At 52.8% G+C, this 18392-nt stretch carries 18 protein-coding genes and 1 pseudogene; 2 read left to right on the forward strand and 17 right to left on the reverse strand.

Annotated features, from left to right (window positions below; all coding sequences use genetic code 11):
- Positions 1-297 precede the first annotated feature (297 nt).
- From ttdB to ACGHP1_RS03695, 7 genes are all read right to left on the reverse strand, one after another.
- Positions 298-924, reverse strand: coding sequence for a L(+)-tartrate dehydratase subunit beta (gene ttdB / locus ACGHP1_RS03665; protein ID WP_390507776.1), 627 nt, complete (start codon positions 922-924; stop codon positions 298-300).
- Positions 924-1823: a L(+)-tartrate dehydratase subunit alpha gene (gene ttdA / locus ACGHP1_RS03670; RefSeq protein ID WP_044953528.1), complete on the reverse strand. Its 900-nt coding sequence runs from the start codon at positions 1821-1823 to the stop codon at positions 924-926. Before ttdA ends, ttdB begins: the two co-directional genes overlap by 1 nt.
- A 68-nt stretch (positions 1824-1891) precedes the next feature.
- On the reverse strand, positions 1892-3160 hold the full coding sequence (locus ACGHP1_RS03675; RefSeq protein ID WP_390507778.1) for an SLC13 family permease: 1269 nt from the start codon (positions 3158-3160) through the stop codon (positions 1892-1894).
- Positions 3161-3587: 427 nt separating this feature from the next.
- On the reverse strand, positions 3588-4208 hold the full coding sequence (locus ACGHP1_RS03680; RefSeq protein ID WP_390507781.1) for a DUF1847 domain-containing protein: 621 nt from the start codon (positions 4206-4208) through the stop codon (positions 3588-3590).
- Positions 4209-4227: 19 nt separating this feature from the next.
- On the reverse strand, positions 4228-4872 hold the full coding sequence (locus ACGHP1_RS03685; RefSeq protein ID WP_177801593.1) for a GntR family transcriptional regulator: 645 nt from the start codon (positions 4870-4872) through the stop codon (positions 4228-4230).
- On the reverse strand, positions 4850-5428 hold the full coding sequence (locus tag ACGHP1_RS03690; RefSeq protein WP_390507784.1) for a GntR family transcriptional regulator: 579 nt from the start codon (positions 5426-5428) through the stop codon (positions 4850-4852). The genes ACGHP1_RS03685 and ACGHP1_RS03690 overlap by 23 nt, the downstream gene beginning before the upstream one ends.
- Before the next feature lie 202 nt (positions 5429-5630).
- Positions 5631-5879: a DUF6061 family protein gene (locus tag ACGHP1_RS03695; protein WP_390507786.1), complete on the reverse strand. Its 249-nt coding sequence runs from the start codon at positions 5877-5879 to the stop codon at positions 5631-5633.
- A gap of 467 nt (positions 5880-6346) precedes the next feature.
- On the opposite strand from ACGHP1_RS03695, the pseudogene ACGHP1_RS03700 reads away from it, so the two are divergent.
- A pseudogene (locus ACGHP1_RS03700) lies at positions 6347-6529 on the forward strand (DUF6061 family protein); the annotation flags it as partial.
- Between the two features lie 65 nt (positions 6530-6594).
- On the opposite strand, the gene ACGHP1_RS03705 reads toward ACGHP1_RS03700, so the two are convergent.
- Positions 6595-7278 carry a Crp/Fnr family transcriptional regulator gene (locus ACGHP1_RS03705; protein WP_179860469.1) on the reverse strand — a complete coding sequence of 228 codons (684 nt, stop codon included), beginning with the start codon at positions 7276-7278 and terminating at the stop codon, positions 6595-6597.
- Positions 7279-7441: 163 nt separating this feature from the next.
- On the opposite strand from ACGHP1_RS03705, the gene ACGHP1_RS03710 reads away from it, so the two are divergent.
- On the forward strand, positions 7442-11314 hold the full coding sequence (locus tag ACGHP1_RS03710) for an acyl-CoA dehydratase activase (RefSeq protein ID WP_390507788.1): 3873 nt from the start codon (positions 7442-7444) through the stop codon (positions 11312-11314).
- Between the two features lie 74 nt (positions 11315-11388).
- Here the strand turns inward: ACGHP1_RS03710 and ACGHP1_RS03715 are convergent, their stop codons facing one another.
- From ACGHP1_RS03715 to ACGHP1_RS03755, 9 genes are all read right to left on the reverse strand, one after another.
- Positions 11389-12042, reverse strand: coding sequence for a cupin domain-containing protein (locus ACGHP1_RS03715; RefSeq protein ID WP_390507790.1), 654 nt, complete (start codon positions 12040-12042; stop codon positions 11389-11391).
- Positions 12039-12842 (reverse strand): ABC transporter ATP-binding protein, encoded by an 804-nt coding sequence (locus ACGHP1_RS03720; protein ID WP_390507792.1) that lies wholly within the window; start codon positions 12840-12842, stop codon positions 12039-12041. The genes ACGHP1_RS03715 and ACGHP1_RS03720 overlap by 4 nt, the downstream gene beginning before the upstream one ends.
- On the reverse strand, positions 12839-13870 hold the full coding sequence (locus ACGHP1_RS03725; RefSeq protein WP_390507794.1) for a FecCD family ABC transporter permease: 1032 nt from the start codon (positions 13868-13870) through the stop codon (positions 12839-12841). The genes ACGHP1_RS03720 and ACGHP1_RS03725 overlap by 4 nt, the downstream gene beginning before the upstream one ends.
- Positions 13870-15036: an ABC transporter substrate-binding protein gene (locus ACGHP1_RS03730; protein WP_097781445.1), complete on the reverse strand. Its 1167-nt coding sequence runs from the start codon at positions 15034-15036 to the stop codon at positions 13870-13872. Before ACGHP1_RS03730 ends, ACGHP1_RS03725 begins: the two co-directional genes overlap by 1 nt.
- Positions 15037-15160: 124 nt before the next feature.
- Complete coding sequence (locus ACGHP1_RS03735; protein ID WP_390507796.1) at positions 15161-15487, reverse strand: hypothetical protein; 327 nt, start codon at positions 15485-15487, stop codon at positions 15161-15163.
- Between the two features lie 292 nt (positions 15488-15779).
- On the reverse strand, positions 15780-16076 hold the full coding sequence (locus tag ACGHP1_RS03740) for a hypothetical protein (RefSeq protein WP_390507798.1): 297 nt from the start codon (positions 16074-16076) through the stop codon (positions 15780-15782).
- Positions 16077-16096: 20 nt separating this feature from the next.
- The gene (locus ACGHP1_RS03745) at positions 16097-16228 is read right to left on the reverse strand and encodes a hypothetical protein (protein ID WP_390507800.1); all 132 of its coding nucleotides are present in this window, start codon (positions 16226-16228) and stop codon (positions 16097-16099) included.
- Positions 16229-16622: 394 nt separating this feature from the next.
- The gene (locus ACGHP1_RS03750; protein ID WP_390507802.1) at positions 16623-17318 is read right to left on the reverse strand and encodes a hypothetical protein; all 696 of its coding nucleotides are present in this window, start codon (positions 17316-17318) and stop codon (positions 16623-16625) included.
- Positions 17315-18016 carry a GntR family transcriptional regulator gene (locus ACGHP1_RS03755; RefSeq protein ID WP_390507804.1) on the reverse strand — a complete coding sequence of 234 codons (702 nt, stop codon included), beginning with the start codon at positions 18014-18016 and terminating at the stop codon, positions 17315-17317. The genes ACGHP1_RS03750 and ACGHP1_RS03755 overlap by 4 nt, the downstream gene beginning before the upstream one ends.
- Positions 18017-18392: the final 376 nt, after the last annotated feature.

Consider the following 18392-nt stretch of genomic DNA (forward strand, 5'->3'; position numbering starts at 1 on the left):
AGAACAAAAAGAACGGTCAAGATCTTCTTTGTCTGCATTTTTTCCGTGCACATATTTGACCGCAAATAGCAACACCCAGGATGCTGATATGGCAGACAGCATCCGGGGTGTTTTGCGGAGAAGCAGGATAAACAGGGTAATGAAGATAGAAGTAAATGATAAGAAGTCTGTTGGATCTGTGAAAGCAAATATGGTTGTTAGAATTAACGTGATAGTGAGTTCATTTTAGGAGAAGAAGCTTTTGATGGATGGTTGCTCTCCGCAGGGTATAGGCAACGCTGGCTTCGCAGTTGGATCTTATTTGATGAAGCCAACGTGCTTGCAAATTTCCTCGACGGCCTTATCCTTGCGCTGATTGAAGATGACCTTGTTCTCTTCGAACAGGTTGCGACCCTCAGCGTCGATGGAAACGATCAGGGGGCCAAACTCGTTAACATGGCAGTGCCACAGAGTTTCCGGCATACCGAGGTCACGCCACTGGGCCTCGTCGATCTCCTCCACCTCGGTGGCAGCCACAACGGCGTTACCGGCAGGGAAAACACAGTGGATGGCACCAAACTCCTTGCAGGCGCGCTCGGTGTTGGGGCCCATGCCGCCCTTGCCCACGATGACGCGGACACCGGACTTCTGCACGAACTCATACTCGAACTTCTCCATACGCATGGAGGTGGTGGGGCCCACAGACACCATCTCGAACTTGTCGTCCTCCAGAGGGCGAATGATGGGGCCGGCGTGGAAAATGGCAGCGTCCTTGACGTCCACAGGCAGCGGGCGGCCCTCTTCCACGAGGCGGCGGTGCGCCACGTCACGGCAGGTGGTCAGGTCGCCGTTCAGGTAAACGACATCACCGATATGGATGTCCTTCAGGTCTTCTGCGGAGACCGGAGTCGTGAGAATTTTCTTTCCGTCTTTAATGGTCAGCATTACAAAGTCACCCCCGAATGAGTATCAATGGTGTAGTTCAGATCTTTATCAAAAATGATGTGGCCGCGGCGATGGCTCCAGCAGCCCACGTTGACGGCAACGCCGATGGCAGAAGGATGGCGGGCAGTGTTCTCAATGTGCACGCCCATGACGGAGTACTTGCCGCCCATGCCCTGAGGACCAAGGCCGATGGAGTTGATGCCGTCCTCCAGCAGCTTCTCCATATAGGCTGCGCGCTCGTTCTCGTTGTGGCTGCCCAGAGGACGCATCAGAGCCTTCTTGGACAGCAGAGCGGCAGTCTCAACAGAGGTGGCAACGCCCACGCCCACCAGCAGCGGAGGGCAGGCATTGATGCCGTAGCTGGTCATGACATCCATGACGAACTTAGTCACACCTTCGTAACCTGCACCGGGCATCAGAACCATGGCCTTGCCCGGCAGGGTGCAGCCGCCGCCTGCCATATAAGCGTAGATCTCACACTTGTCGCTGTTCGGGATGATATCCCACCACACGGTGGGAGTGCCCTTGCCCACGTTCAAACCGGTGTTGAACTCATCGAAGGTCTCAACACTGTTGTGGCGCAGAGGTGCTTCAAAGGTAGACTTGACCACAGCCTCCTTCAGCAGTCCCTCCACCTCACCGATGAGGGGGAAGTCCACGCCGCACTTTACCCAGAACTGCAGTACACCGGTGTCTTGGCAGCTGGGGCGGTTCAGCTCCTTGGCCAGCTTCTGGTTGCGCTTCATAGTCTCGTAGATGACCTTGGACAGAGGAGCATCCTCCTGTGCGCCCAGCTCATCCAGCTTTTTGATGATGTCGTCCGGCAGCACCTTGGCGATATGGCTCACAAAGTTGGCCATATAGGTCGTCATCTGCTGCACCTGTTCCTGTTTGTTCATTCCAATGCCTCCTTAGCTTTGGTACATTTTGCGCGTTGGTTCACTCATATTCAACGTTCCTGTCCGCTTTACTGCGGGAAGAACGGAAATGCGATGGGAAGGATCACCATGCTGACAACCGTTGCGATGAGGATGAGGGGCAGGCCAGCCTTGGCATAATCCTTGAAGGTGTAACCGCCGGCGGAAACCACCATGGTGTTGGCGGGCATACCGATGGGCGTTGCGTAAGCGCAGGAGCCGCCGATGACACAAGCCATCAGGACGGCGCGGGGGTCGGCACCCATGCCCTGTGCGATGCTCAGGCAGATGGGAACCATCAGAGCGGTGGTTGCGGTGTTGGACATGAAGTTGGTCATGACGCAGCAGAGCAGGAAAACCACCAGAGTCAGGACGTAGGGAGAGGGATTCTCGCCCAGAGCACCAATGACAATGTTTGCAACCTCTGCGCCTGCCCCGGTCTTATCCAGTGCAGAGGCCAGAGACAGCGTACCACCGAAGAGGAAGATGGTCTTGAGGTCGATGGACTTCAGGGCGTCTTTCTCGGAGATGACACCGGTGAGGATCAGAGCCAGCGCACCGATACAGCCGGTGATGTTGAGCTTGATGCCGATCTGCTTTTCAAAGATCATGCCCAGCAGGGTGAGCACGAGGATGACAAAGGAGAGCACCTGTTTCCACTTGGGAACATTGCTGAAGTCCTGCTCGCCGCCGAAGGAGTCATCATCGGAGACGGGGTGGTTGGGCAGCAACTTCATGCCAAGGGTGGCATAGAAGAGGATGCCGGCGGCGAGGATGGGCAGGCCCACAATGGCGTACTCGAAGAAGCCGAAGGACATCCCAATCTCACCCAGAGCGCTCTGGGCGATGAGGTTGCCCGGTGCGCCGATGAGGGAAAGGTTGCCGCCCATGGCAGCTGCAAACACCAGCGGCATCAGCAGCTTGGAGCGGGCATAGCCGGACTTTGCCGCAATGCCGATGACCACGGGGATCAGGACGGCGGCGGTGCCGGTGTTGGAGAGCACGCCGCTCATCAGGCCAACGATGACCATGATGGCCACGATGAGGCTGCGCTCGGATTTGGCAAAGTGGGTAACAATGCCGCCGATCTTGTTGGCCATGCCTGTTTCAAACAGTGCACCGCCGACAATGAACATGGCGACGAACAGGATGACGTTGCTGTCGATGAAGCCTGCAAAAGCAGTCTTGATGTCCAGCACGCCGGTGACGACCAGACCGATACAGACGATCATGGACGTTACGCCGAGGGGGATCTTCTCAAACACGAACATGACGACCGCGAAGAGAAGAAAGAGTAGGGTGATAGTTGCTGCTGACATACCGGGGAATCCTCCTTTAATGAAATATAATGTATCCATTTTATCAGAGCAAAACAGCCCTGACTTTCGGAACGCCCCAGCTGCACCTCGTTGTGCAGAGTCTTTGCCGCCGTGCTGTGCCCTCACAGCCCTTTTTCGTTCTGGAAGAATCTGCCCGGAACCTTAGAATTCCGGGAATCTCGGCAGCGTCTTTTTTAAATTTTTATATTTAATCTGTGATAATGTATCCACTTGACGACACGAGAATACACCCGAAACAGAGATTTGTCAATCCCTTTTTTCGAGTTTTGTCGCATTGCACGGATTATGTACCAATTTTTGTGCACGCCAGACAAACAGTAGGATACAAGAAAATCTCCCTCCGCCGCCTTCTGCAAAAAACGTGCGATCTCCAAAGCAGATGGAGATCGCACGTTTTTTCATTCTTTTATTCCAGCCGCTTTTTGAAATACCCCTCGGCACAGTAAATGGCACCACAGGGATTATGCGCCAGAACGCGATCCTTGGCCACCAGCGTTGTGACCATGGCATCTGAATACTTATAAAACATCGAGTCGTGTCCCACACAAAGTCCGATCTCAATGTTGAACTCGGTGTGCTGTTCGTTCAGAAGCTTTGCCTGTGCGATGGGGTTGCACATGGCCTCAAATTCGCCGGGGTGGATCTTGACCTCTTCCGGGATGCCCACTTCTTCTTTGGAGATGCCACCGGTCTTGCAGATGACCGACACCACCTCAAACCCCTGCGCACGGAGCAGGTCGGCCACGATACGGGCTTCCTTCCGCAGACCTTTGCAGAATGCAAGACCCAGCTTGTGGTAGCCCATCCGCTTGCAGAACTCCACCGTCTCCTTCAGGCGGGGCCATTGACAGTAGCCAAGCCCCTCAATGGCCGAACAGTTGACGTAGAAATCGTGATTCTCGGGCAGATCGTAGCCGGCGCGGGCGGCCTCCATCACCGAAGCATTCCGCATAGGGCAGTTTTTGGGCATCTTTTCCGGCTCGTTGTTGGCGCAGGCCAGAACCGTACAGTTCGCACAGGTATACACTGTCTTGTCCTCCTTAATCTTATAAATAATAGGTCAGCGCATCGTCCATGCTGCGCAGGATGTGCTTTTCCATTTCAGCCCGTGCGGCCATCGCATCCCGTGCTTCCAGCGCTGCATAGATCTTTTTATGCTCGCTCTGGGAGTTGAGGGCATAGTCCAACTCGCTCATCTCCACGCCAATGGACAGACCGTTCCACAGTTCCGAGAGAAGATTGCGCATTTTTTCATTGCCGGAAGCTTCCCAGATCTCAAAATGGAAGGACTGGTTGTAGTCAGTATAATTTCCGGCCTGCTGATGAGAAAGAGCCTCCTCTGCAGTATCCACGCAGTTTTTGATCTTGGACAGGTCAGCGTTGTTCTGGCAGCAGAGCATACACGCCGTCCCTTCCAAGGCAGCGCGCAGCTGGTAGTGCTCCCGAATCGTTTTTTCCGTTACGCCCAACACAATGGCGCACTTGTTTTGCTTGACTTCCAGCAGACCGTCACGGGCAAGGATCTGAAAGGCCTCCCGCACCGGCGTGACCGACACGCCCAGTTCCTGTGCGGTGTTTTCCAGCGTGAGTTCTGCGCCCTCCGGGATGCTTTTTGAGATAATGGCTTTCCGCAAAGCGGAAGCTACCCGCTCGCGGGCAGGCAGCAGCTTAATGGGTTTCAGTCCCAGCATATTGACTCCTTATCGTTAAAATCAGATGCAGCAGTTCTTCTTCATAGGCGTTCCATGCCTCCAGCACATCAGGGGAGCCCTGACGGTCCAGCATCAGCAGGCGGGCAAGCCGGTCGTTCACCGGCGTAGGACGTGCGCTCACGGCAAAGGCAATGTAGGTCTCCTGGATGCTCTCCAGCAGCTTGCGATGCAGCGGATATGGCAGGACGGTCCGCAGGGTACGGTGCTGCAGCATCTCGCCGCCTGCCAACATCGCATCCTGCGGCAGCGCACGCATAGCCTGCCGTTCCAACTGAGCCCCCAATGCCAGAATTTGGCGCAGTGTCTCTTCGGTCAAATCTGCCGCTTTTATCCGATTGTTGGGCAGGCGGATGATAAGACCCTGATATTCAAGAATCATCAAGGCCTCCCGCACCGGCATCCGAGAGACACCGAGACTCTCTGCCAGTTCGTTCTGGGTCATTTCAGTGCCCGCCGGGATCTGCCCAGATAAAATGGCCTGCTGCAGGGCTTCCACCACACCGCCGTTTTTCTTCTGGATGCCGATATATTCCATAGAGTCCTCCGTGCAAATGTCTTTTTTATATTGTATCCAATTTTACAATAAAAAGCAAGACTTCCTTTATGACAAACAAAAATACCCGGCTGATTCTTTATGAAAAATCTGCCGGATATAGACCGGATGCCCTTGGGGCGTTCCATTCTGAAAAATTGCAGGGCAAATGCAAGCTGTGTTAACTGTTATGTAACCTTGTCAATCAATCTTCCATTCTTCCATGGTCACAGCCAAGTGACAGGTAGTGCTCAATCTCCCCACCCAGCACCATCTGCGCATACTCCAGTGGCTTATTGTACAGCAGCCAGTCCAGTTCTGCCCGTTGTGCGGGGGTATTGCCGTACTCGTCCTCAATGGCAACACAGTCGATAGCAAGGATAGTGCCATCCGCAAAGTGGGCTTCCACCCGGTTGGTGTCCATATTGTAGCGGCAGGAAAGCAGTTTGTTCATAAGGAAACCTCTTTCTATATAAGGTGGTGTCTATTCGATTGTCCAAATCCCTGCCATGAATCGTAGTTGTTGATGTACATTTGATGCTTGGTCTAAACAGACAAGATTGCAGCTGCCGTTTTGGGCTTGAACCCGGCCGTTTTTCCGGCTTTGCATAAAAACTCAATGCCTGTTTAAGGGGCTGATTTTGGCTCTGCACATTTTTGCACACTTTTTGCACATCGGAACGGCTGGATAACGGATGCAAGAGGGGGTGACAGGTGCAAAGAATGCAGAGGATGCAAAACACAAATTTACGGTGAAACGATAAAAGCGACGAATTTGCGCAATTCCGAAAATTGACGATTGTTGCACGTTGGTTTCTCTTAATCAGTGGGCCCAGGGTTCGAGTCCCTGGAGGTGCACCACAACAACAAAATCCGAACTTTTTTCCAATAGGAGAAGGGTTCGGATTTTTTGTATTCTATGGGAGAAAAATTTCCATTGACTGTACCGGGGTTGAGGATGCACTGGATGTGACCATGGCGCAGCAGACGGAACTGGACTACCTTATCTACAATGACCCACTGGACTATGCGGATTTGATTCTGAACGGCGACCCGAAGGAATATTTGAAGAATGTGTCCGGTAGTCGTACACTAAAAGATTAAAAAGTAATTGTCTGTCGAACAAAAATATTCGGCAGACAATTTTTTTCATAGATTTAGAAGTACTGTCAGTTCCAACCATACAAAAACGTTGGGTTCAACAGGTGAATCTTTGCACCGGAAAAATCAAGAATCCTCTCATCGCGCATCCGGCACAGCTCACGGGAAAGAGCACTGCGGTCCACACAGAGGAAATCTGCCAGTTCTGTCCGGGTGTAGGGCAGACTGTAACAGCCTTTTTCATCGGGTGTCAAGGTTTGAAGATAAATCTTCAGACGATCTCGAAGCCGTTTTTGTGCTAAAATACGCACTTTGGTGTTAAAAAAGAGAAGCTGCTGCGCCATATCCTGCATAAGATTTGCTGTGACTTGCATCCGGCAGGGACAGGTCAGCGTCTTCTGTGACATCAATGCGCTGAAATCCAGCTGCATTACGGTACAGTCCGAACTGGCACGCAGACAGACCGGACTTGCCGTCCAGCCAGTACAGGCCAGTTCTGCACCAAATACTTCTCCGGGACAAAAACGGCAGATGCTGATTTGATTGCCATTTTCATCATAAAAAAATTCTTCCATCGTGCCATCCAGCAGAACACCCGTATTGTGGCTCTGCTCACCCAGCTCGACGATGTGCGCACCACGAGGATATTCACGGACAGTCGCATTCAAGCAACTAAGGACTTCCCTATATTTTCGTGGCTGGATGCCGTTGAACATGCCGCATTGCTGTAAAATTGAATAATATTGCTCCATCTTAAAATTTGCTTTGCCGTTGCCATAACAACGGACACTCCGAGGTAGTTGTGTTAAACTCTTGGTTAGAGATGTCTAATTAAAAGGCATCATTATTATACGGTATAAAGTTTGAAATGTCAAACCCTATAACGTTCAGGGTTGATATCGAAGGAGTGACACAATGCTTTCGTTGGGAATGGATATCGGTACATCAACGGTCAAGTTGGTGCTGTTGAAAAATCAAGAAATTGAAAAGCAGTGGATGGCGGTGCATCACGGCACCCCTTTTGTCTGCCTGAAAAAGGGTCTTTCTGCATTGGAACTGGATGCAGACACACCGTTTTCACTCTGTGTGACCGGAAGCAACACGGAGGCTCTGCTGGAGCAAGATTCAGCCATTCCCTCTTTAGGCGATATCCCAGCTATCGTCGAAGGTGTGCGCTGGATCATTCCGCAGGTGGGTTCGGTCATTGAAATTGGCAGTCAGGGCGCGCGATTCATCACGGACTTGCAGAGCCGCGCACTTCAGTTTTCAGTCAACGAACACTGCGCGGGCGGTACAGGTTCGTTCTTTGAAGACCAGATGTCCCGTGTGGGCTGCAAGCTGGAGGATTACTCTTCGCTGGTAGAGCAGGCACAGAGTGTTCCGCGCCTTTCCGGTCGGTGTGCGGTCTTTGCCAAAACAGATATCATCCACCGCCAGCAGGAAGGCGTTTCCACGCCGGATATCCTGCTAGGATTGTGTTATGCCATGATTCGGAACTATAAGGTGACCATCGTGCGGCGGCTGCCGATCTGTAAACCTGTGGTATTCTGCGGTGGTGTTACCTGCAATGCAGGCGTGATTCGAGCCATCCGGGATGTGTTCGGCCTGAGTGAGGAAGAACTCATCGTTCCGGAGTTTGCCCGATATGAAGCGGCTCTTGGTGCTGCACTCAAAGCATCCGGCTCGTTCACGTTACGTCAACTGAATGATTCTCTGGACCGTACACTAACAACACACCACATGGTCGGAACATTGCCCAAACTGGAACTCCGCCCCGGCACGAGCCTTGCGGAGCCAAACGCTACCAAGATCATTCCAGAAAGTGGCTGCGCATTGGGCATCGACATCGGTTCTACCAGTACCGATCTCGTTCTGGTTGGTGCTGACGGCGAACTGGTAGACTTTCAATATCTGCGCACCGCAGGTGACCCGGAAGGAGCTGTCCGCAAAGGCCTTGCAAGTATTCGCCAGCGGTTTGGTGATATCCGGTTCACCGCAGTCGGTGTGACCGGTTCAGGACGAGAGCGCATCGGCAAACGTATCGGAGCAGATGCTGTCCGGGATGAGATCACTGCGCAAGCCAAGGGAGCTGCTCATTGGGTGCCGGAAGTCGATACCGTGTTTGAGATCGGCGGACAGGATAGCAAATACATCAGCATCCAGAACGGTGAAGTTGTGGATTTTCAGATGAACAAGATCTGCGCTGCCGGTACCGGTTCTTTTGTGGAAGAACAAGCTGCCCGTATGGGCATCCCACTGGCGGAGTTTGGCCCATTGGCCTTATCCTCTGAGCATCCGGCATCCTTGGGAGAACGGTGCACGGTGTTTATCGAAACGGCCATTGCGTCCGCTTCCGCTGAAGGTATTTCACGGGCGGATATTGCCGCAGGCCTTTGTCACTCCATCGTACAGAACTATCTGCATAAAGTGGTTGGTTCTAAACCTGTGGGGCAGCACATCGTTTTGCAGGGCGGTGTCGATTACAACCCCGGCATTGTGGCGGCATTCCAATCCGCATACGGCGACCGCGTACAGGTCAGCCCGGTCTTTTCCATCAGTGGTGCGTATGGCGCGGCTTTGCTGGCACAGGAAGCTGTGGGCGACGCACCCAGCCGATTTGTGGGATTTGACAGCCCGGCACAGGACGCAGAGGACAGCCGCAGTGAGGAGATTCAGAAGAATATTGACTTCTACAAGCAGGCAGACAAACTGCTTTTGGAGGGTTACACTGGCAAACGTGACCCACGTAAAAAGACCGTAGGTGTGCCTTTTGCGTTGATGATTCACAAGTTCTTCCCGATGGCGAATGCCTTCTTTACCTCGTTGGGCTTCAATGTCGTCCTGACTGACCCCACCAGTGAGGAAACGATCCGGCTGGCTCAGCAGACCGCACAAGGGGAGACCTGCTACCCGGTCAAACTTATTTACGGCCATATGCAGCAGCTCATCGACCAAAAAGTAGATTATATCTTCCTGCCCACCATCCACACGATGAAGCACGAAAAGAGCCGTGTGAAACACAACTACGGCTGCGTCTATATGCAGACGGCAGCCGCATCCATTGCCAAAGCTCTGGACATTGAGAGCAAGGGCATCACTCTGCTCAGTCCGGTATTCGATCTCGATTTTGGGCAGGAAGCTATGGCATCTGCAATGCTGGGACTGAGCAAGATCTTAGGAATCCCGAAACCGTTTTGTGCCAAAGCTCTGCTCAGTGGTGCCATGGCGGTGCGCCGCCATACCGCCGCCGTGGAAAAACAGGGCAAAGCTCTGCTGGCGACCCTGAGACCGGACGATAAAGTGTTGGTGCTCATCACCCGCAACTACGGCGTTTCCGACCCCATCCTGAACATGGGCATCCCGGAACTGCTGTTGGAACGCGGCTATAAAGTCATCACGCTGAGCCACCTGCCCGGTCATGCGCTGGACATCTCCGATGAATACGATAATCTTTATTATCCGTTCGGGCAGCATATCCTGTCCGGAGCAAAGCTGATTGCTCACCACCCGAACCTCTACGCTGTCTACCTGACGAACCACGGCTGCGGCCCGGACACCATGCTCTCACACCTGTTCAAGCAGGAGATGGGCGATAAACCCTACCTGCAAATCGAAGTGGATGAGCATTTTTCCAATGTGGGTGTCATCACTCGCATTGAAGCGTTCCTGAACAGCTTGCAACACCGCCCGGCGGTGGCTCTGCCGACAGATTTCAACATCGAGCAGGTCGATATTCACCCCTGTCGTCTGGCACAGACACCATCCCCCAATGTGCCACTCTATCTTCCGGCGATGGGGGCTTATACGCCCTATCTGGCCGCATATTTCAAACAGCAAGGGGCAGACCCCTACGAGCTGCCGCACCTGACGGACGATATTCTGAGCCTTGGCCGAGCGGAGACGAGTGCAAAAGAATACCTGCCTTTCCCGGCACTGCTGGGCAGTATCCTTGCTGAGCGTAAAAACGACCACGCACATGCGCAGTTCCTGATTCCGCAGACGCAGGGTGCGGAGGCAGACGGTCAGTACGCCCGTGTCATCCGTGCTGTGTTGGACCGCAGAAAAGAGCTGAATGCTCAACTGGTCAGCCCGATGCTGGAAACACTGCCCGAAATGGCGCAGAACTGTGACGCACTCTTCCGCGCACTGTTGGCGGGAGATATCCTCTATGCTGCTCCGGCAGATAAACGTGCAGACATTTCGGCACAGTGGGATGCTCTGCCCGGCTGGGAGCAGCTGCACACAGCGGCGAGAGAGATCGGCGCACTTCTCACCAAAGGCCGCCGCATTGCCGCTGTTGGTACGCCGCTCTGCCTGACAGAACTGGACAGCGGCGTACTTGCCGCGCTGGAAGCCGAAGGCGAACAGGTGCTTCGCGCCCCACTCAGCGAGGCACTCTGGTTTCTGTGGAAAGACAATTTGGATGAAAACAAACCATCGGCTGGTTGGCTTGACCAGATGCAGAGGCAGATGCAGACCCTTGGTAATGAACTTGGAGCGCACAGTGCCTTTGCGGAAGACGCTGAAACACTGTTCCTCATTGCGGACTCTGCCTTGCCGAATTTTTCAGGCGGGAACGGTCGATATCGGTACGCCAAGGCCGTGGAGCTTTCTAGCCGTACCAATGCAGTGCTGACCCTTGCACCCCGGTATGAAAATACCGCTATGATTCTGGATATGCGCGGCCTGCACGATGCCTGTCGGGCTCCGCTGTTCCAGATTTCCCTTGATAATGACTGGGATGAAACTGCATGGAGCCGCCTGCGTTCGTTCCTCTACTACTGCTGAATCTGGCAGACGCAAAAAACCCGTCCGGTACGTCCGGACGGGTTCTTTGCGTCTGTTATGAAACAGAAAATCGCTTATTCGATGACCAGCAGCAGGCTCATTTTGAATTTGCCCTGTGCGGTAACGCTGTGCAGGCCGTTCTTATCGAAGCGGAAGCTCTCGCCTGCGTTCAGTTCGTAATCTTTACCCTCATAGCCAATAATGGCCTTGCCTTCGAGGGCGGTCAAGATGGCATTGCCGGGAGCGCGGTGCGGAGTCAGGCCGGTGCCCTCGTCAAAAGCCATCAGGACAAATTTCATGTTGTCTGCATGAGCGATGTCCAGATTGGCGATGCTGCCCTCTTCATAAGAAATGAGCTCCTTCAATTCGGTGGGCTGGCCTGCCTTGATAATGTTGTTCATGGTAAAATTCTCCTTTTTCAAAATGATTTCGGTATAGATCATTCCACTGTCGGTTTTTGTGCCGCACAGTGTTTTCGGCGGTACATACAGCAGTTCTCCGGGTTTGACAGACACTTCCTGCCCATCGACTCCCAGAAGAAACTTGCCGTTTCCCTCACCACCCAGATAAAGGGTGGTGCAGTCATAGTATTCCGGGGTAATAGAAGTGCCTGTGCCCAAGGAAAACCATGTTACCGGCACTCCATAGCCCAGTTCGGAAGGTCGGGAAACGGTCATAGCATCCCGGATCGGGCGAACCTGAGAAAGTGTAAAAGGGACATTGTTCATACAGCAGTTTCCTCCCGCAGAGCAACCGGAACGATGCTGCGCACCGACCGCCCCTGATAATGCAGTTCATCCACCAGCACCTGAACATCAAAAGAATACGAGATGTTCTCCTCGTTCAAGATCTCCGCAGCCGGACCGTAGAAAAATTCGCCTTTGCGGTTCAGCATCAGGGCTTCGTCCGCCACGCTCATGGCATTGGTGGGATAGTGGGTATTCATGATGGCACTGATGCTGGATTCGTGGGCCAGCCGCTCCACCATATTCAGTACTAAGATCTGATTGTGGAAATCCAGACCGGTTTCCGGCTCGTCCAGAATGATGAGCTTCGGCTCGTTGATGAGGGCACGGGCAATGAGCACCATTTGTAGTTCACCGCCGCTCATCCGGTTGCAGTCCTTGTTGGCAAGACGGGTGATCCCCACTCGTTCCATCATGGCTTCCGCCATTTCAATCTCCTCTTTGCCGGGCTGCTGAAAGGTCCCAAGATGTGCACTGCGCCCCAGCAGAACCATTTCCAGACCGGTGTAGGAAAAAGCGAAGCCACGAGACTGCGGAATGTAGGAGATGGTACTCCAGACATCCTTCGGCTTGAGGGTGTGAATGTCCTTCCCGTAAAGCAGAGTCTTGCCGCTGTGCCATGGCAGCAGACCGATCATGCACTTGAGCAGGGTGGTTTTACCAATGCCATTTGGACCAAGAATCGCAAGGATGTGACCTTCTTCCAGACGCAAATTGATATTTTCGAGAATCACAGGCTGCTTCGGGTAGCCGAAGCAACCGTTCTGCACTTCTAAGATCATTGCAGATTGCTCCTTGTTTTATTCAACAGAGAAATAAACGCCGGTGCACCGATGATAGCGGTGAGGATGGAAAGAGGCAGCTCGATAATGCTGATGCTGCGGGACAGGGTATCGATCAGGATCATAAAGCTGGCTCCCAGACTGAGACTGAGGGGCACCACATAACGGTTGTTGCTTCCAACCAGCATCCGGGATGCGTGCGGGATCAGCAGACCGATCCAGCCCACCTGACCGCACATGGAAACGGCTGAAGCCGTGACCAGCGTAGATGCAACAATAAACAGCATTCGGGTCTGTTTGATGTTGATGCCGCTGGCACGAGCCTCGTCATCACTCAGTGAAAGGATGTTCAGCCGCCAGCGCAGTAGATAGATGATGATAATTCCGGCAACGATAAGTGGGCAGCCAATCAGGATCTTTTGGTAACTGGCACTGGTAAAGCTGCCCAGGAGCCAGTAGGTGATCTCCGGCAGCTTGTCCTGCGGATCGGCAGTATATTTCAGCAGCGAACCCAGTGCGTTGAACAGAGAGGATGCAATCGTACCGGCCAGCACCAGATAAACCATAGAACGCCCATCACTCTTGCCTGCGATTTTCAGAGTAAAACAGACGGAAATCAGGCCAAAGACCAAGGCGATGAGCTGCGTTTCCAGAATACTGCAAGACAGGATAATAGCAAGAATTGCACCCACACAGGTACCGCTGGTTACACCCAAAATATCCGGTGTGGCAAGCGGATTGGAGAATAAGGATTGATAGGTATTGCCTGCACAAGACAGACCTGCGCCGACGATGATGGCCATCAGAATGCGGGGCAGCCGCAGATTGATGACGATGGAGTAGTTCTGTACATTTGAGGTGCTCTCACCCGTCAGAGCAGTGCGCAAAGCTGTGAGAACTTCGCCTACCGGAACATTCATTCGCCCAAAGCACAGGCAGATGAGTGCGGTCACAAGGGGCAAAGCAAACATCAATACCACGGCCAGAGGAGTGAACCGGCCTTTTTTTATCCAGATGGTATCTTTCATCAGTACAGCAGCATTTCCTCCAACTCGTCATCTGTCACATCGTAGCCGTACCATGTCTTGTAATATTCCTTGATGGTATCGCCCAGCGGATAATCGGCAAAAGCATCCGGGTAGGTGTTGCAGGCCAGCCATGCCAGCACCAGCGGAGCATCCGGATTCGGGGTGAACCAGTTCCACATACCCAGCGTAGTGTTGTAGACCCGGCCGCTCTTCACGGCAGTCAGGGTGGAGAAGTCAGCACCGTCCACATTGCCGCTCAGCACGTCCTCGGTGCGCAGGGGCTGCAAGCCGGGACCATCCAAGAAAAGAATATCGGGATCCCAGCTATAAATCTGCTCCATGCTGGCCTGTGCAAAGCCAGTGGCTTCCAGTGCCTTGTCTGTTACGCCCAGACGCTTCATCCAGTAGGTGCCAAAGGTGCCCTGACCGGATACCTGCGGCACACCGTCTGCATACTTCCACAGAATCAGCGCACTGGGGCGATCCGTTTGAGGAATTTCCGCAATACGGGCTTCCACATCGGTCACGATCTCATCACCGGCAGCAACAAAGGCGTCGGTCTTGCCCGGTTCGTTGAAGATCTGCTCCAGCAGCTTCAGCCACTCTTTGTAACGTTCAATGGGATCAGCTTCCGTAGATGCGCCCACGGTAGCGAAACCGATGGAGGGGATTCCGCTGGCCTTCAGGATTTCGGCATGGGAGGAGTTGCCAGCATTGTACAGGATAACATCAGGGTTCAGCTTCATGATCTCCTCGATGTTCAGGTCGCTCTGAGCATAGACCGTATCGCTGGACTCCAGAAGCTCCGGAGCGATATTCTTCAATACAGTGTCAGAAATGACCGACTTGAAAGAGCCGCAGTAACCCACGATGTAGGGAGCACTGCCCTCAAAATAAGCCATGTAGGTGGACAGGATTGGAATCTGGTCGATGACGACACGGGTGACCTTATTAGGCACTTCTACTTCGTTGCCGCCGTGGTCTACGACGGTATGGGTACCAGTCTCATCCATAGATGCGGCAGAGGAAGTTGCTTCGCTGGATACAGCGGAAGAAGCCACAGAAGAAGCCGTGCTGCTGGAAGAAGAACCGCAGGCGGCCAGAACACCGGCTGCACTTACAGCAGCCATGGCAGTGATAAACGAACGACGAGAAATTTTTTTCATGGAAAACTCCTTTGATAAATCAATGGTTCTTTGGTTGTGGCGGTTAGTTAGCAATAACCAACTGCAGAGAATTTTATCAAATTCACTTTCCTTTGTCGGTTGCTATGGCAACGGCATCGCAAATTTATGTGATGGTAAAAATAGCCACAAAAACAGGGTGCGCCCCTGAATAGGACGCACCCTGCCATCGCAATTCACGATTTGATTCGTTGATAACAACCGTGAATTGCATATCGTAAATCGGTCGTTGAGAATTGCGCTGTTTGTAAAACTTGCGATTAAGACCACAGACAACAGCGATATGTACAGCAGGGAGTTCCCCAACGGGAACTTCCTGTTTTTCTCTTCCTGCAAGATGAGCCTGTTCCGCCTGCCAAGGCAAGCTCGCGTTTGCGCAGCAACAAAAGCCCCAGTGGGGCTTTTGAGCGACCGAACGGTCTTGCGTTAGCAAGATGGAAGGGCCTCCGCCCCGACAAGTGACCGCTGCCCTTTCTCGCTGTTCCAGCAGGCAAGGATGGCTGAGTAGAATGCCCGCGCCAGACGGTCGATGACTTCATCGGGGTAAGGGGAAGTGTTTGTGGACTTTTTCTTTTTGTTCAAACGCACGCTCCTTTGATCGTCCCACCGTGGCAAAGCCGGGCGAGAAAATCAAAGTTCCAATTTTTATCAGGCGCAAGGGCGCGGATGCTTTCCGCCCTGTTCTTGCGGCTGGTGGCTCGTTGATGGCTTACAAGTGCCTGTCGTTATGCGATTTCTTTATCGTTCGGCATTTCTTCAAACTGTGCCATATACGCCTTGTGCTGCTTGAGGATTTTTAGCGTTTCAGTTTTGGCGTAGGAATCGTCCGGCAGCTTAGGCAAGTATCTCATCAAAAAATCAAAGTCCTGCTGAATCCGCCGGACAGCGACTTCCAGCGCGGAGTAGTTGATTCCAGAGTAGTGTGAGTAGCTCGACTGCGGAGCGGGGCGGTCCTCCGGGTGCAGAATCTCGTGCACGATCTGCTTGCGGTTCGGAAAATCGGCTCTGGCAAGGCGGTGCATATCAGCATTCGCACACTCCTTTATCTCTCCTGCTGCGTCTGTTCTTCCTCCCGGAAGAAGGACGCAACATTCTGCTTTGCGGTTTTCAGTTTGAGCAGTTTTTCCTTGGTTTCCTTGTACTGCTCGTAGAACTTCGCCTTTTCGGATGCCATTGCAGTGTACCCGGCTTCCAGCTTTTTTGGGCTGGGCAGCTTTGTGATGTTGTTTGCCTTAAAATAGGCTGCTGCCGCCCGGTACGCTGTCAGCTCTGCTCCTCAAAAGCTGCGGGTCGTTTGGCAGTCTTGAACTGCTGTGCGACATTCTTGGTGCTGGTGTACAGAAATGCAGCGATATCCTCAGCCTGCATCTGGCGGTCACACCTCAGACCGTGAACATGGTGGACGCAGGTTTTCTGGCGGGCATGAAGGGCGGTGCAAAGCGGACAGCGGCCGGAAAATATCGTGAACGGGTTATAATAAAAAGCAAAACAAAAACACCCTTACAGCTGAAATGGAAAAGCTGTGAGGGTGTTTTTGCTTGTACGGCAACCGCACATATGGGAGGTTGTTATTGTCTGTTTTTGGCGGGCGGGTCCGGCTTCATGGCTTCCAGTGCAGTGCCCAGCTCCCTCGGCTGAAGAGGGCCGGTGCAGTCCGCGGAAGAGCTTTGCAGCTTTTCCAGCAGGGAAACGGAAGTGAAGCAGTTCAGGCCGCTGCAGTTGATCAGCTGCACGCCCGGTGTGGTAAAAACGGAAAAGACCTCGACCTGAGATGCACTCAGCTGGGGCAGAAGAGACGCAAGAGCTGCCTGCTGCGCGGTCTGATCCGGCAGGGGAGAGTGGATCGCCTTGGTCGTCTTATCCAGCTTCTGTGTCCAGTCGGCGGCTTTTCCGTTATTGGTAAGGGAACCGCCATAACCATAACATTTCAGGCCGATGACACGATGCTGCGTGATGAGCACGAGCGAAAGATTGGTTTTGGGCTTGCCGTCCGAAAGCTGGCCGGGCATGACGATGTACCAGTGATTTTTGCGCACCAGCTTCATCAGAGAGGAAACGAACTGCAGAATGTCCTTCTGGGAGCCGTTGCGGGAAGAGGAAGACACCGCTGCACAAGCAGCTTCTTCCGAGGGCAGCTGCCCCAGAATGTTGCGTCCCTTACCCCACAGGGTCAGATCACCGCTTTTCTTTTTTCGGTACAAAGCCGGCAGGGAAAAAACAACAAGGACGGCCAGAACGATCAGTGTAATTGTATTTTGTGTCATTTGGATACCTCATAAGGGGGATTGAAATAGAGAGCATGGTCGCCCATGTTGGGGCCTTGCATGACCACGTTCACGTTGTTCAGGTGGGTAAAGATCGCATTTTGCAGGCGCTCACGGTCGTTGGCGCGGATCGCTTCCAGAATATCCGTGTGCTGCTCAATGATCGTTTCTTTTGCCTCATGATGGATGGAGAGCAGACGTGCCCGGCGATAATGTACATTCTGCGGACCGGTATGCTCCAGCACGAACTCACGGTGGGTCAGCGAATAGAAGATATGGTGGAAATCTTCATCCAGACGGAACACGGTTGCAATGTCATCCATTGCGCGGGCGGTCCGCTGCTGTTCCACAATGGAGCACAGATAAGGATAGATCGCAGTAAGTGCGCCGGAATCGAACGCTTCCAGACAGACATGGGTTTCCAGAACTTCGCGCAGGTAGCGGGTCTGCTCCACCTGCTGGCGGTCGATCAGGCTGACAAAGCTTCCCCTTTTGGGGAACACATCCACAGCACCATCGGCAGCCAGGCGATGTAGTGCTTCACGCACGGGAACACGGCTGCATTCAAACTCGGCAGCAAGGCGCACCTCGCTGAGCTTTTCGCCGGGGGGCAGATCCAAACTGCAGATCTGGTTCCACAGGCTCAGATAGATCTGGTCGGTAGCGGTGAGCATATCGGCAGGGAGAGAATTTGACATAAATGATGTCCTTTCAAAGAAGGTTAAAGCAGGTTTTGATATCTCTTGAAACTAGTATACTTTAAAATCTAAAAAATAACAATATATAAAATATCAAGATTTCAGGATAAATACTGGTCAAAAAGTGGAAAAAGCTGTAAATGGTAGAAAGAATACAAGATTCCAATGATGTATACTAGATTGCATGAAGAGCTAAATCGCGAGAAATGGACGGAAAGACTGTAGAATGTGCATAAAATAACCATAAAAATTTGTGAAATCAGTAAAATTGTATGAAAAGTATTGTTTTTGAGATGAGGATATGCTATGCTGATGGCACAGAAAACTAGTATACAATTTGCGAGAATCGCAAAGATTGAACGGATAAACAAGTATA

The organism is Faecalibacterium sp. i21-0019-B1, from assembly GCF_042852915.1.
GTDB lineage: Bacteria > Bacillota > Clostridia > Oscillospirales > Ruminococcaceae > Faecalibacterium > Faecalibacterium taiwanense.